General features: G+C 66.7%; 13 protein-coding genes. 3 read left to right on the top strand and 10 right to left on the bottom strand.

The window, feature by feature from the left end:
- Positions 1-51: 51 nt before the first annotated feature.
- The 10 genes from RSO01_RS35760 to RSO01_RS35805 form a co-directional block, all read right to left on the bottom strand.
- Positions 52-615, bottom strand: coding sequence for a RidA family protein (locus RSO01_RS35760; protein WP_147155393.1), 564 nt, complete (start codon positions 613-615; stop codon positions 52-54).
- Between the two features lie 11 nt (positions 616-626).
- Positions 627-1,265, bottom strand: a complete 639-nt coding sequence (locus RSO01_RS35765; protein WP_147155394.1) for a phosphoribosylanthranilate isomerase — start codon at positions 1,263-1,265, stop codon at positions 627-629.
- On the bottom strand, positions 1,262-2,014 hold the full coding sequence (pyrF, locus tag RSO01_RS35770) for an orotidine-5'-phosphate decarboxylase (protein ID WP_147155395.1): 753 nt from the start codon (positions 2,012-2,014) through the stop codon (positions 1,262-1,264). The genes RSO01_RS35765 and pyrF overlap by 4 nt, the downstream gene beginning before the upstream one ends.
- 42 nt (positions 2,015-2,056) lie before the next feature.
- The gene (locus RSO01_RS35775; protein ID WP_147155396.1) at positions 2,057-3,553 is read right to left on the bottom strand and encodes a sugar ABC transporter ATP-binding protein; all 1,497 of its coding nucleotides are present in this window, start codon (positions 3,551-3,553) and stop codon (positions 2,057-2,059) included.
- The gene (locus RSO01_RS35780) at positions 3,550-4,647 is read right to left on the bottom strand and encodes an SMP-30/gluconolactonase/LRE family protein (RefSeq protein ID WP_147155397.1); all 1,098 of its coding nucleotides are present in this window, start codon (positions 4,645-4,647) and stop codon (positions 3,550-3,552) included. The genes RSO01_RS35775 and RSO01_RS35780 overlap by 4 nt, the downstream gene beginning before the upstream one ends.
- On the bottom strand, positions 4,644-6,761 hold the full coding sequence (locus RSO01_RS35785) for an ABC transporter permease (protein ID WP_147155398.1): 2,118 nt from the start codon (positions 6,759-6,761) through the stop codon (positions 4,644-4,646). The genes RSO01_RS35780 and RSO01_RS35785 overlap by 4 nt, the downstream gene beginning before the upstream one ends.
- 81 nt (positions 6,762-6,842) lie before the next feature.
- Positions 6,843-7,871 carry a sugar ABC transporter substrate-binding protein gene (locus RSO01_RS35790; RefSeq protein ID WP_147155399.1) on the bottom strand — a complete coding sequence of 343 codons (1,029 nt, stop codon included), beginning with the start codon at positions 7,869-7,871 and terminating at the stop codon, positions 6,843-6,845.
- Between the two features lie 64 nt (positions 7,872-7,935).
- Positions 7,936-8,907, bottom strand: a complete 972-nt coding sequence (locus RSO01_RS35795) for an ABC transporter permease (RefSeq protein ID WP_147155400.1) — start codon at positions 8,905-8,907, stop codon at positions 7,936-7,938.
- A 110-nt stretch (positions 8,908-9,017) separates the two neighbouring features.
- A complete protein-coding gene (gene glpK / locus RSO01_RS35800; protein WP_147155401.1) occupies positions 9,018-10,502 on the bottom strand; it encodes a glycerol kinase GlpK in 1,485 nt (494 codons plus the stop codon).
- Between the two features lie 32 nt (positions 10,503-10,534).
- Positions 10,535-11,554: a polyprenyl synthetase family protein gene (locus tag RSO01_RS35805; protein ID WP_147155402.1), complete on the bottom strand. Its 1,020-nt coding sequence runs from the start codon at positions 11,552-11,554 to the stop codon at positions 10,535-10,537.
- Positions 11,555-11,619: 65 nt separating this feature from the next.
- On the opposite strand from RSO01_RS35805, the gene RSO01_RS35810 reads away from it, so the two are divergent.
- From RSO01_RS35810 to RSO01_RS35820, 3 genes are read left to right on the top strand one after another with little or no spacing between them, the layout of a single operon-like run.
- Positions 11,620-12,345 (top strand): tRNA1(Val) (adenine(37)-N6)-methyltransferase, encoded by a 726-nt coding sequence (locus RSO01_RS35810; RefSeq protein ID WP_147155403.1) that lies wholly within the window; start codon positions 11,620-11,622, stop codon positions 12,343-12,345.
- 24 nt (positions 12,346-12,369) lie between these two features.
- Positions 12,370-13,212: a S49 family peptidase gene (locus RSO01_RS35815; RefSeq protein WP_147155404.1), complete on the top strand. Its 843-nt coding sequence runs from the start codon at positions 12,370-12,372 to the stop codon at positions 13,210-13,212.
- A 9-nt stretch (positions 13,213-13,221) separates the two neighbouring features.
- Complete coding sequence (locus RSO01_RS35820; protein WP_147155405.1) at positions 13,222-13,674, top strand: YybH family protein; 453 nt, start codon at positions 13,222-13,224, stop codon at positions 13,672-13,674.
- Positions 13,675-13,676: the final 2 nt, after the last annotated feature.

Here is a 13,676-nt window from a genome sequence, read left to right on the forward strand (position 1 = left end):
TCCTGTCGGGACGCCGGACTTAGCAGTCCCGACAGGGGTCGGTCAAAAGCCCTACCTGCGCTTGCTCTTGGCCGATTTCCGCTTGGCCTTGGGCGCTGCCTTGCGGCGTGCAGCGGGCTTGGCGGCCGGCTTTGCGGCGGCGCGACGGGCCGGCGCATCCTCGACCTCGACGATCACCTCGATCTCGACCGGGATGCCGCGCGGCAGCGAGCCCATGCCGACCGCCGAACGCGCGTGGCGGCCGCGATCGCCGAACACCGAGACGAAGAGGTCGGAGCAGCCGTTGATGACTTCCGGCTGCTCGCCGAATTCCGGCGTCGCGTTGACCATGCCCAAAAGCTTGACGATGCGTTTGACGCGATCGAGGTCGCCCAGCTCGGCCTTCATGACGGCGATCAGGCTCAAGCCGGTCTGGCGGGCATATTCGTAGCCCTGCTCCTTGGTGAAATCGCGACCGACCTTGCCGACGGGCAGCGGATGGCCCGGCAGGCCCGGGCCCTTGCCGGCGAGATAGAGCAGGTTGCCGGTGCGCACGGCGTTCACGTAGTTGGCCATCGGCGAGGTGGGCTTGGTGAGCTCGATACCGAGCTCCTGCAGCCGCTGTTCGGTCTTCATTCGGTTCCCCTTCAGAGCGCCTTCACACGGTCGAGGAAGGCGCGGATCAAGTCGATCGATTTCACACCCCGGCTCGATTCGACGCCAGAGGAAACGTCGACACCCCGCGCGCCAGTCACGCGCACCGCCTCGGCGACGTTGTCAGGCCGGAGCCCGCCGGCCAGCAACCACGGCAGCGGCACCGTGCGGCCGGACAGGAAGGTCCAGTCGAAGGCGATCGCGTTGCCGCCGGGCAAGGTGCCTTCGGCGCCCTCGAACATCAGCCGATCGGCGACCGTGGTGTAGGCCGCGATGCCGCGCTCGACGTCGCTCGCCTGCCCGACCTTGATCACCTTCATCACTGGCTTGGCCGTACGCGCCTTGATCGCCGCCACTCGCTCGGGCGTTTCCGCGCCATGGAGCTGCAGCAGATCGATGGCGCCAGTGGCCAGCCGCTCGTCCAGCAGCGCATCGTCGGGATCGACGAACAGGCCAGTCCGAATGACACCCTGCGGCACGCGTGCGCCCAGCGCCTTCAGCACGTCGTTGGAGGCGACGTGACGCGGCGAGCGCGGATAGGTGACGAAGCCCACGAAGCGCGCGCCGGCCGCGACCGCGGCATCGACCGTCTCCGGGGTCGACAGGCCGCAGATCTTGGCCTCGATAGTCATAGGTCGTTGACGCCGGCTTCGCGGGCGATCGCTTCGGCAGCGGCCCGCGGATCGGCGGCCTGGTAGATCGGCCGGCCGACCACCAGATTTGTGGCGCCGAGATCGACTGCCTGGCGCGGCGTCATCGCCCGCTTCTGGTCGTTGGCGGCGCTGCCGACGGGCCGGATACCTGGCACCATGAGCACGAAGTCGGGACCGCACTGCTTGCGCAGAGCCGCGATCTCGAGCGGCGAGCAGATCACGCCGTCGAGGCCGCTCTCGCGGGCCAGGCCTGCCAGGCGCAGCACCTGGTCGGACGGATCGGCGTCGACGCCGGTCGCCTCGAGGTCGGAACGATCGAGCGAGGTGAGGACAGTGACGCCCAAAAGCTTGGGCCTCGGCACATTGTGCTTGGCCGCCTGCCCGCCGGCCTCCGCTACCGCCGCCTTCAGCATCTCCTTGCCGCCACTGGCATGGATGGTGATGAAAGTGGGAGCCAGTTCGACCACGGCGCGGATTCCGCCGGCCACGGTGTTGGGAATGTCGTGCAGCTTGAGATCGAGGAAGAAACCGACGCCGGTCGCCCGCACCGGGCCCGGGAACGCATAGCGCACCCCCGGCGCGCCGTGCGCCAGGAAGAACTCCAGGCCGAGCTTGATGCCGCCGACGGCCGGTTTCGGTCCACCGGCGATGGATTGGATGAGCTTGGTGGCCTGGGCGAGATCGATGGTGTCGACGCCGCAATAGACCGGGTTCGAACGGGTCGGCATGGCGGGCGCAACCTAGTGGCGACGTCCCGCAAGGGCAAGGCGTCAGTGGATCGCGGCGTACATGATCTTTTCCTCGGTGGCATCGCGCGCCGAGAATTCCTCCACGACCTTGCCCTGGCGGCACACCAGGATGCGATCCGACCGCGCCATGATCTCGGGCAGGTAGGACGAAATCATCACCACGGCATTGCCTTCCTCGGCGAGGCGGTCGATGAGCTGATGGATCTCGGCGATCGCGCCCACGTCGACGCCACGCGTCGGCTCGTCGAACACGATCAGGGTGGGCTCCTGAACCAGGGATTTGGCGATGACGATCTTCTGCTGGTTGCCGCCCGAGAGCTCGACGACCTTCACGTCCTGGCCGATCGCCCGGACGTTGAGCGCGTCGATCCATTTCTTTCCGACCGCCTCGGCCTCGCGGGCAAGAACCAACGGTCGGCGGCGGCCGAGCTTGGCCAACAGGCCGATATAGACGTTGCGGGCGATCGACATGGTCTCGAAGAAACCCTCGACCTTTCGATCCTCGGTGACGTAGGCGATGCCGTCGCGCACGGCCGGCGCCGGGGTGAGGTAACGGATCGGCCGGCCGCGCAGGACGATCTCGCCGCCGTGGAAGAAGTCGCGCTTGAGGATGCCCGCGGCGATCTTGAAGGTTTCAGTACGGCCCGACCCGACCAGGCCGAACACCCCCGTCACCTGCCCCGCGAAGACCGAGAGCGAATTGTTCTTCACCATCGGCGCCATGCGCAGATTCTCGATGGTGAGTACGCGCTCTCCGGGTGGCCGCACATGGGCCTTGCGCTCGGCATAGAGAGTCTTCGACAGGTCGCGGCCCACCATGGCCTGGATGACCCGCGCGCGGTCGAAATTCGCAGTGGCATCGGTGACGACATGGCGGCCGTCGCGCAGCACGGTGATGCGGTCGGAGATCAGCAACGCTTCCTCGAGAGCGTGCGAGATGAAGATGACCGAAACGCCGCGACGCTTGAGCTCGCGCACCAGGTCGAAGAAGTATTTCTTCTCCTCGGGCGTCAGACTGGCGGTCGGCTCGTCGAAGATGATCACCTTGGCTTCGTGCAGCACGGCGCGGGCAATCTCGACCATCTGTTTCTTGGCGGCGCCGAGTTGCGCCACGGTGGCCGTCGGCGTCACGTCGAAATTGAGCGACTGCAGGAACTGCTGGGCGGCAATGTAGATGCCGCGCAGGCGATTGTAGAACTTCTCCTGCCCGAGGAAGAGGTTCTGCGCCACCGTCATCGACGGCACCAGGCTGTTCTCCTGGAAGACCATGGCGACGCCGAGCTGGCGCGCCTCCAGCGGCGTGCGCGGCGCGATCTCACGGCCGGCGATCAGCATGGTGCCGGAACTGAGCGACACCACGCCCGCCATCACCTTGGTGAGAGTCGACTTGCCGGCGCCGTTCTCGCCGACCAGAGCATGGATCTCGCCTTCAGCCAGGCTGAAATCCACGCCCTCGATCGCAGGAACGCCGCCGTACAGCTTTGTCGCCTGCCGCAGCTCGAGGATGGGCGTCGTCACGCTGCAAGCTCCTGCTCGATGCCGGCCAAGGCGAGCCTGAGGAGCCGGCCGGGGCCCTTGGCCAGAAGATAGAGGAAGCCCGCGAACTCGGCGGCCGCCACGATGCCGTGATTGACGCCATCGACCCGGCTGTGCAGCGAGTAGAGCGGCGTGCCCTGCGGCGACAGGCGGATCACCAGGCCGTACGAGCGGGGCGGTGCCCACGGCTTCAGCACCCCCATCGTGCGCAGATGGGCGCCCTGCATGGGTTCGAGAAAGCTTTCGCCCGAGCGCAGCCGCGGAGCGATCCAGTGCTCGGGGGCGATTTCTTTCATCATGCGGCGGCGAAAGGCGTTTTCGCGCAGGACGAATTCCACCAGCTGCGTGCGCGCGGCGAACGCCGTGAGCCAGAAGCCGCCGCCCGCTGCGGCAACGATGCGCGAGGGATAGACGGGCAGGCGATCCAGCACGACACGGCGCTGGTCGCCCGGCCCGATGGCAAGGAGACGATGGCGCCAGCTCTCGGAGACCAGGGTGTCGGCGCCCGAGGCGCACGCGCCGAAGGCATATTCCAACCCGGCGACGCCTACGCGGGCCGCGCCGGTGCGCGGATCGAGAAAGACCACACGGCCACTCCAGCCACGATCCATGAGATCGTGGGTCCAGTGCGCCCACTCGTAACGACGCGAGCCATCGGTCACGGCAAGCCCTCCGTCCGACGCACAGCAGATTGCGTTGGCGGCATGAAATGGCGCGCCGCCGGCATCGACCCAGCGGCGGCCGTCCTCGGGGCCGCCCACGATGCGAACTTCCTCGCCGGCGAGGGCGATCGCGATGCCGCCGCGCGGCAGCGCGCACAACGCGGTGACGCTACGGTCGAACCGCGCGATCTCGGTCGATCCACCGTCGCCCATGCTCAGGATCCGGCCGCCGTCGACAACGAGGAGCGTCTTGCCGTCAGTGGCGATATCGTTGGCGTCCTCGAACTGGCCGACGGTCTCGGCGCCCGCCAGGAGCTGATTGGGCTTCAACGCCCCGTCGAAGATCGGCACGGTGATCGCCGCGTCGCCACGACCGAGCACGCGGTCGCCGAAAGCCTTCAGGGTCGCGATCATGTGCCCTTTCCCCAGCGCCGATCGTATTGCACGAAGCCCGGATCGGCGCCGTCGAGTTTCAGCCGGCCGATCCGGTTGTTCTGGATCCCGCCGAGATAGAGATAACCTTTGTGCTCGCGCATCGAGGTGATCATGGGATGGTTGACGCCGGCCAGGTCCCAATAGGTCTCCAGGACCTCGCCCTTGCTGTTGAACCGCAGGACACAGCCCGTGTTGATGTTGGGAAAGAGCCACTCGTCGATCGGCACGCGCTTGGCCATGCGGCGCCGGAAGCCGGGCATGCGCCAAGCGAGGTCGAGCGCCGGCGAGCGCATGCCGACCATGGCGAGCCAGTAGTTTCCGTCGGAAGCAAGGTTGATGTTGTCGGGGAAGCCCGGGAGGTTCTCCATCACCATCTCGACCTGGCCCGTCTTCGGCCCGTCGAACCAATAGCGCTTGACGCAACAGCCCCAGGTCTCGGCGAACAGGATCGACTGGCTACCGCGCTCGACGCAGATGCCGTTGGGGAATTTCAGGCCGCGCAGCACGGTGCGGGTGGTACCGTTCCGCGGGTCGTAGCAGACGATACGGCCGTTGCCGCGCGCCTCCAGACCATCGACCGGCCATTCGTGCATTTCGTAGCGCACCGTCGCCTCGGAGAAGAAGATGCGGCCGTCGTCGGCGATATCGAGGTCGTCGGCCAGGCGCAATCGGCTGTCGTCGTTGACCGAGCGCAGGCTGCGGTTGGTCTCGTCGGTCGCCTTCTCGACCTTGCGGTCGGGAGTGATGCGGTAAAGGCCCATGCCGCCGATGCAGACATAGAGGTTGTCGGACCGGTCGAACGCCATGCCGAGCGGCTGGCCGCCGATATGGGCGTACACCTCCATCTTCTCGTAGTCCGGCGGGAAGAAGCGGATGATGTCGCCGTGCCGCGACCCGGCATAGAGATTGTCGTGCCGGTCGAGGATGACGTCTTCCGGCGCCTCGATGCGTCCGAGCCCGATCAAGCTGACGCCGGACAGACGGTCGTTCTGTACGAAAGGCACGTTGCTGCCGACGCCGACCGGCTGAAGCCGTGGCATCTCGTGGAACGTCGGGCTGACATAGACCTTGGCGATGATGCGGTTGCGGTTCTTCAGCCAGCGGATATCGATCGTCGCGGCGACGAGGAGGATGCCGGCAAGAACCATGCGGTTGACACCGCCGCGCACCGACAGTGTCGTGAGCCCATTGGTGATCAGAAGGACGATCAGTGTGCCGACCAGCGCCCGCGCGACCGAGCCCCGGCCGCCCCCCAGGCTGATACCGCCCAGCACCGCCGCCGTCAGCACCGTGACCTCGAGGCCGACACCGACGTCGCCGCCCACCGTGCCGAGGCGCGCGGCGAAGAACAGCGCACCGACCGCGGTCAACGCACCGCTGGCGGCATAACAACGGGCGATGGTGGCGCGGACGGGAATGCCGGAATTGTAGGCCGAGCGCCGCGAGCCGCCGATCGCCGTGATGTGCCAGCCCGGCCGCAGCCTGGTCATGAAGACATGCCCGAAGATCGCCACGATGCCGTAAAGCACGGCAACGCTCGGCACGCCGAGGATGTCGCCGCCGCCCATGAAGTTCCACAGCGGCGTATCGGGGAAGGCCGCCGCGATGGTGTTGGAATAGTCGAACAGCAGGAGATCGTAGGCCGAGCGATAGATGATCAGCGTGATCAGGGTCGTGATGAAGGCGCGCAGCCTGAGATAGCCGATCAGAAATCCGTTGACTGCGCCTAGCAGGGCGCCGAAGGCAATCGTGATCACGACGACCGCCGGCACCGGCAACTCGAGCACATCGAGGCAGAAGAGCGCGCAGAAGTCCGTCAGGGCGAAGATCGAACCGACCGACAGGTCGATGCCGCCGACGACGATGACCAGCGCCATGCCGAGCACGACGAAGCCGATCTCGGCTGCCTGGCGGGCCGTGTCGGCCAGGCTCGCTGGCGACAGAAAGCCCGGGATTGCGCGGGTGAAGGCCACCGCCACGATCAGCAGGACGATGACGGGGATGGCCGTCTCGGTCCATCGCTTGGACAGGATCTCGCCCAGCAGGTGATCCGGCCAGAAACGATAGCGCAGGCGCAGAACGGCTTCTCTCATCGAGGGACCTGTCGGGGCGTCGGTTAAGAAGAGGGGGTGCGGCAGGCGACGCCAGCCGCACCCCGGAGCCCGATGTCGGCGCTACTGCTTCTTCAGCTGTTCGAGCTTCCAGCAGGTACCGTCGATGCCGGCATTGTCCTTGGTCACCGGAATGAGCGTCGTATAGATCGACCCTTTCGACGTGCCGGGCTTCATCCCCGACGACAGCAGCCATTTGATGATCGCGACCATGTCGCTCGCCTGGGTCGGCACATCGTAGGAAAGGTCGAGGTCGAAGGCGCCCGACTTCACGAGGTCGCAGGCGCCCTTCTGCTCGCCGCCGCCCGAGGTCGCGAGGAAGACCTTGCCGGTAAGCCCGGCTTCCTTCACGGCAGCGGCGGTACCGATATCCATGCCGTCCCAAAATCCGACGATGCCGCAGAGATCGGGGTGCTGCTTGAGGACGGTCTGGGTGATGGCCTTGGCCTTCGCGGCATCCCAGTCGGCGGCCTGGCTGGAAACGACCTTGACCTCGGGATACTTGGCCAGGACGTTCTCGACGCCCTTCAGCGTATAGGCGCTGGCCGCAGCCGACAGGGCGCCCTGGACGATGGCGATCTTGTTCGACTTGCCCTGGCAGGCCTTGACGACGGCTTCCGTGTCGCGCTCGCCGATCTCGATCCAGTTGGCGCCGACGAAGGCCGAGGTGCGGTAGCTCGAGCCCATGTTGATCTGGATGATGTAGATACCTTCGGCCTCCGCCCGCTGCAGCAGCTTGGCGTAGGTCTGCACGTCGGGATTGTGAACGATGATGGCGGCGGGTTTCTCCGAGATCAGCGTCGTCACCGCCTGGGCCCCGGCGTTGGTGCTCCAGTTGGCGTCGCGGACGACGACCTTCATGCCATACGGCTCGAGGCCTCGCTTGACGCCGGCGAACCAGCCCTCGGTTAGGTCGAAGTTCATGGCCACCGGGACGTAGGCTACGGTCTTGCCCGCGAGTGCCTGCTTGAACGGACCCTGAAACGGCTCATCGAGTCCCTTCTGGGCAAAAGCCGGCGAGCCCGCGGCGCAGGCGAGCGCCGATGCGCCGGCCAGCCGACCGAGCCATTGCAACGTGCTGGATTTGATCATGATCTTGTTTCCTCCGTATGTGCTTTCTTCGCATGTGCTGTCTTCGCCGTGGCACGACCCGCGTTCAAATATCTCCTTGCTGCGCGGTTTCCTCATTGCGGGGATTGAGAAACGAATCGGCGATCACGGCGGCGAGGAGTACCACTCCCTTGACCAGATTCTGGCCGGAATAGGAGACGTCCATGATCGTCATGGCATTCAGCATGGTGCCGATCAGCAAGGTGCCGATCACCACGTTCAGGACGCCGCCGCGGCCGCCGGCCAGGCCGATGCCGCCGAGGACGACGACCAGGATGACGTCGTAGATGAGCGTCGAATTGTAGATGCGCGTCGGCATGCTGTTGACCGAGGCCGCGAGCACGAGGCCGGCGAGCATGCCGATCAGGGCGGCAAGGACGTACTGCAGGACGATCAGCGGGCGCGTCGGGATGCCCGAACTACGGGCGGCGAAGGGATTGTCGCCGATGGCATAGATGAAGGCGCCAAAGCGTGTTCGCCGCAGGAAGATCGCGACCACGATGCAAGCCCCCACGAACATCACGATCGGCATGGGGATGCCGAGCACCGCGCCCTGGCCCAGCCCCTCGAAGCCTTCGAGGCCCGGGCTCCACTGCACGACGTCGAGCTTGAACAGCGCCGCCTGGCCCAGACCGGCCAGGAAGAGGCCGGACGCCAGGGTGGCGAAAAGCGAGGGCACTTCGGCGTAGGCGATCAGCCAGCCATTCACCAGTCCGAAGGCGAGCGTGAGAAGCGCCGCCAGCAGCAAAGCGTAGGACAATGAATGGCCGTCCTGCACGAGTTGCAGCACCACGCCGGGGGGAACCGCGAGAGCCGCGATGAGCGACAGGTCGATGCCCCGGCCGATCACGACGATCGCCATCGCAAGACCAAGGATTCCGAGAACAGCGACGTTCTGCAGAAGCGTCAGCATATTCGATGTCGTCAGGAAGCCCGGAAGGAAGACAGCAAAGCCCGCGAACAGAACGACGAATATCGAGAAGACGATGCCCTGTTGGGTGATCCGGAGCGGCTTCATTCGGCAGAACACCTCTCGCCCGATCGCGGCACAACCTCAAGCAATCGCTGCGATGCAAATGCTCGCAGAACTGTCGATGTCGAGTCAATCCATCAGCGAGAGCGGCCCCGTCAGGAACTGCGCACGCGCTGCACTGCGTTCCGCCAGCCGACGTAGCGCCGATCGCGCGAGGCGGCGTCCTCCATCGGGCGGAAGGCGCGGTCGAGGGTCCAGGTCTTGGACAGGGCGTCGAGCGACGGCCAAAGGCCGGCGTGAAGACCAGCCAGGAAGGCAGCGCCCAACGCCGTAGTCTCTACCACCTGCGGGCGCTCGACCTGCATGCCGACCGTGTCAGCCAAGCGTTGCATCAATGGATCGTTCACCACCATGCCACCATCGACCCTGAGCTCGTCGATCTGCGCGCCGTCGCCGCGAATGGCATCGACGAGATCGCGCGTCTGGTAACACACCGAGTCGAGGGTGGCGGCGGCGATCTCGGCTGGGCCGGTGTCGCGCGTGAGCCCAAGCAACGCGCCGCGCGCGCCGGCATCCCAGTAGGGCGCGCCCAGGCCGACGAAGGCCGGCACCATGTAGACGCCGTGATCGGGCTTGGCGTGGGCCGCGACCTGTTCGACGTCGGACGACTTCGCGATCAGGTGCAGGCCATCACGCAGCCACTGCACGGCGGCGCCGGCAATGAAGATGCTGCCTTCCAGTGCATAGGTCCGCCGCCCGGCCAGCTGGTAGGCGATGGTGGTGAGCAGTCGATTGTGCGAGCGCACCGCGATGCTGCCGGTGTTCAGGATGGCAAAGCAGCCGGTGCCGTAGGTCGCCTTGACCATGCCCGGCTTCACGCAGGCCTGGCCCACCGTCGCCGCCTGCTGGTCGCCCGCCATGCCCAGCACCGGCACCGGCGCGCCGAGAATGTCGGCCATGGCGACACCGAGCTCGCCCGAGCAATCGACGACCTTGGGCAGCAACGGCGCCGGTACGCCGATCAGCTTCAGCAAACCGGCATCCCAATCGCCGGTGTGGATGTCGAGCAGCAGGCTGCGGCTGGCGTTGGTGGCGTCGCTCGCATGCACCTTGCCGCCCGTGAGCCGCCACAGCAGGAAGCACTCGATGGTACCGGCCGCCAGCGCGCCCTTTTCCGCCGCCGCCCGGCTGCCGGCGACATGGTCGAGGATCCAGGCGATCTTGGTGCCGGAGAAATACGGATCGAGGATCAGGCCGGTCTTCGCCGTGACCTCGGCTTCGTGGCCGCCGCGCCTCAGCGCTTCGCAGCGGTCCGCCGTGCGGCGGTCCTGCCAGACGATGGCATTGTGGATCGGCTTGCCGGTATTGCGGTCCCACACCACCGTTGTCTCGCGCTGGTTGGTGATGCCGATGCCGGCCAGGGCCTTGGCGTCGAGCCTGGCCTTGGCGAGCGCCCCGCGGCAGACCTCGACGGTGGCCGACCAGATCTCCTCGGCGTCGTGCTCGACCCAGCCGGGCTTGGGGAAGATCTGCGGCAGTTCCTTCTGCGCGCTGGCGACCGGCCGGCCGCCATCGTCGAACACGATGGCGCGGGTGCTGGTGGTGCCCTGGTCGATGGCCAGGATGTGCTTGGCGGCCATCCCCTGTTCTTAGCAGGTTTTGAGGCGCCCGCTCAGTGCGCCCGGGCGATGGCGAAGTCGACGGCCTCGAGCATGGCGGCCTTCAGCGGCTTGTCGGGGAACAGGCCCAGCGCATCGCGTGCCATGGCGCCATAGTGCCGGGCGCGCTCGAACGTGTCGGCGATGGCGCCGTGGCGGTCGAGCAACATCTTGGCCTGCTCGAGGTCGCCCTCGCGCTGGTCGAGCTTCTCGATGGTGCGCTTCCAGAACTCGCGCTCGACGGTGCGGCCGCGCAGGAAGGCCAGGATGATCGGCAGCGTGATCTTGCCTTCGCGGAAGTCGTCGCCCACCGTCTTGCCGAGCGTGGCCTCACGGCCGGCATAGTCGAGGGCGTCGTCGACCAGCTGGAAGGCGATGCCGAGATTCATGCCAAAGCTTTCCAGCGCCACCCGCTCCGGCCCGTCGCGGCCGGCCACCATGGCGCCGACCTCGGCCGCCGCCGCGAACAACTTGGCGGTCTTAGCCTTGATGATCTCGAGATAGGTCGCTTCCGGCGTGCTGGTATCGCGCTGGCTGACGAGCTGCAACACCTCGCCCTCGGCGATGGTCGAGGAAGCACGCGACAGCACGCCCAGGATGTCGAGCGAGCCAACATCGACCATCAATTCGAAGGAGCGCGTGAACAGGAAATCGCCGACCAGCACCGAGGCCTTGTCGCCCCACACCGCATTGGCCGAGGGCTTGCCGCGCCGCAACGCGCTGACATCGACCACGTCGTCGTGCAGCAGCGTGGCGGAGTGGATGAACTCCACGCAGGTCGCGAGCTTGATATGGCGGTCGTCGGCATTGGCGTAGCCGCACAGCCGCGCGGCGGCGACCGTCAGCAACGGTCGCATGCGCTTGCCGCCCGCGCCGACCAGATGGTTGGCGAGCTCGGGGATCAGCGCCACCGGCGAGCGCATGCGGGCCAGGATCTCGCGATCGACCTGCGCCATGTCGTCGGCGCACAGCGCCAGCAGCGGCTCCAGGCTCGGCGACTTGCGCTTGCCTTCCAGGGTGACGACAGTTGCCATGTGCTGAGAATAGTCGCCCAACCAAGTTTGGTTGTTGCGACACGATGTCGTGACATGATCCCGATATGGAAGGGACCCTGACCGAAGACGCCCTGCTGGGGGGCCGCGTACAACTGTTACAACCCGCTCGCGGCTATCGCGTCGCCGTCGATGCCGTGCTGCTGGCGGCAGCCGTCGATGCCGCGCCGGGGCAGCGCATCCTCGATCTCGGCGCCGGTGTCGGCGCGGTCGGCCTTTGCCTGGCGGTGCGAATCCCGGGCTGCAGCGTCGTCGGTATCGAGCTGCAGGGCGCGCTGGCTGAGCTGGCCGAACGAAATGCCAACCTCAACGGCATGGCCGACCGCGTGCGAACGGTCATTCACGACCTGGCAACGCCATTGCCGGCCGATCTCGGTCGCTTCGACCATGTGGTAACCAACCCACCCTACCTTGCCGCAGCGGTCGCCGACCCCTCGCCCCATCCCTCCAAGGCGCTGGCGACCGTCGAATCCAGTGCCGACCTGGCGCGCTGGCTGACGGTCGCGACGACGGCAGCGGAACCTGCAGGGACCCTGCTCATCATTCATCGCAGCGATCGGCTGGACGAGATTTTTGGCCATCTCGATCGCCTGGGCTGGGGCGACGTCACGGTGAAGCGCCTGCCGCCCGCGGCGCGCGTCCTGGTGCGCGCGCGCCGCGCCGACCGGCCGACGCGGCGCGACACGCCGCCCCTCACCCTGCACCGTCCCGACGGACGATACACCGACGAGGCGGAAGCGATCCTGCGCCACGCCGGCCCGCTTGCCTTCTGAGGTCGTGACGAGGACATTGCCGCCATGCTGACATGGATAAAAGACCGCTTCCGTCGCGGGCCTGTCGTTCCCGTTGTCCGCCTGTCAGGCGTCATCGCCTCGGGCGGCCTGTTAGGCAGTCGTGGCCTTTCCATCGAGAGCGTGGCGCCGCTGCTCAAGCGCGCCTTCGACATACGCGGCGCCAAGGCGGTCGCGCTTTCCATCAATTCACCCGGCGGCTCGCCGGTACAGTCGGCGCTGATCGGCCAGCGCATCCGCCTGCTGGCGGCGGAGAAGGACGTGAAGGTGATCGCCTTCGTCGAGGATGTCGCAGCCTCGGGCGGCTATTGGTTGGCCTGCACCGCCGACGAGATCATCGTCGACCCGAGCTCGATCGTGGGCTCGATCGGGGTCATCAGCGCAGGCTTCGGCTTCCAGGACCTGATCGCCCGTATCGGAGTCGAGCGCCGCATGCACACGTCGGGCGAGCGCAAGTCGATGCTCGACCCGTTCCGGCCCGAGAAGCCCGAGGACGTCGACCGCCTGCACCGGCTGCAGGCCGAGATCCATGACGGCTTCAAGGACTGGGTGCGCGACCGCCGCGCCGGCAAGCTCAAGGCGGACGAGGCGAGCTTGTTCAGTGGCGAGTTCTGGACCGGCAAGCGCGGGCTGGAGCTGGGTCTGGTCGACGGCATCGGTGATTTGCGCGGCACCCTGCAGGCGCGCTACGGGGCCAAGGTGCATCTGCCGGTGATCGGCCCGCGGCGGCGCCTGCTGTCGCGCTTCGGGCTCGGCACATCGGTGGGCGGAACGGGCTTCGACGGCATCGGGCCTGCGACGTTGGCAGCGATCGAAGAGCGCCTACACTGGCAGCGGTTTGGACTATAGGAACAGGCGATGAAACTGCTCAGCCCCGTGCATCCCGACGACATGTCGGCCGTTCGAACCTGGTTCGAGACACTCGCCAAGCATTGCCGCGACGTCGACTACGAGGGTGCACGACCGATCTTCGCCGAGGACATGATCGCCTTCGGCACCTTCACCGACTTCATGACCGGCCGTGATCTCGCCGAGGAGAAGCAGTGGCGCAACGTCTGGGGCACCATCCGCAACTTCCGCTACGACCTCAACAAGATCGAGGCCATCGTCTCAGCTGACCGGCTGACGGCGATCGGCATGGCGGTCTGGCAGTCCGACGGCTTCCATCCCAACGGCGACCGCTTCGACCGTCCCGGCCGCACCACGGTGACCCTCGGCCGCAAGCAGATCGGCGATCCCTTCATCGCCACCCACACCCACATGTCCCTGTTCCGCGGCACGCCGGAGCGGAGCTACGGGAACTTCGGCTGATC

The sequence above is a fragment of the Reyranella soli genome, assembly GCF_007992495.1.
Taxonomy (GTDB): Bacteria; Pseudomonadota; Alphaproteobacteria; order Reyranellales; family Reyranellaceae; genus Reyranella; species Reyranella soli.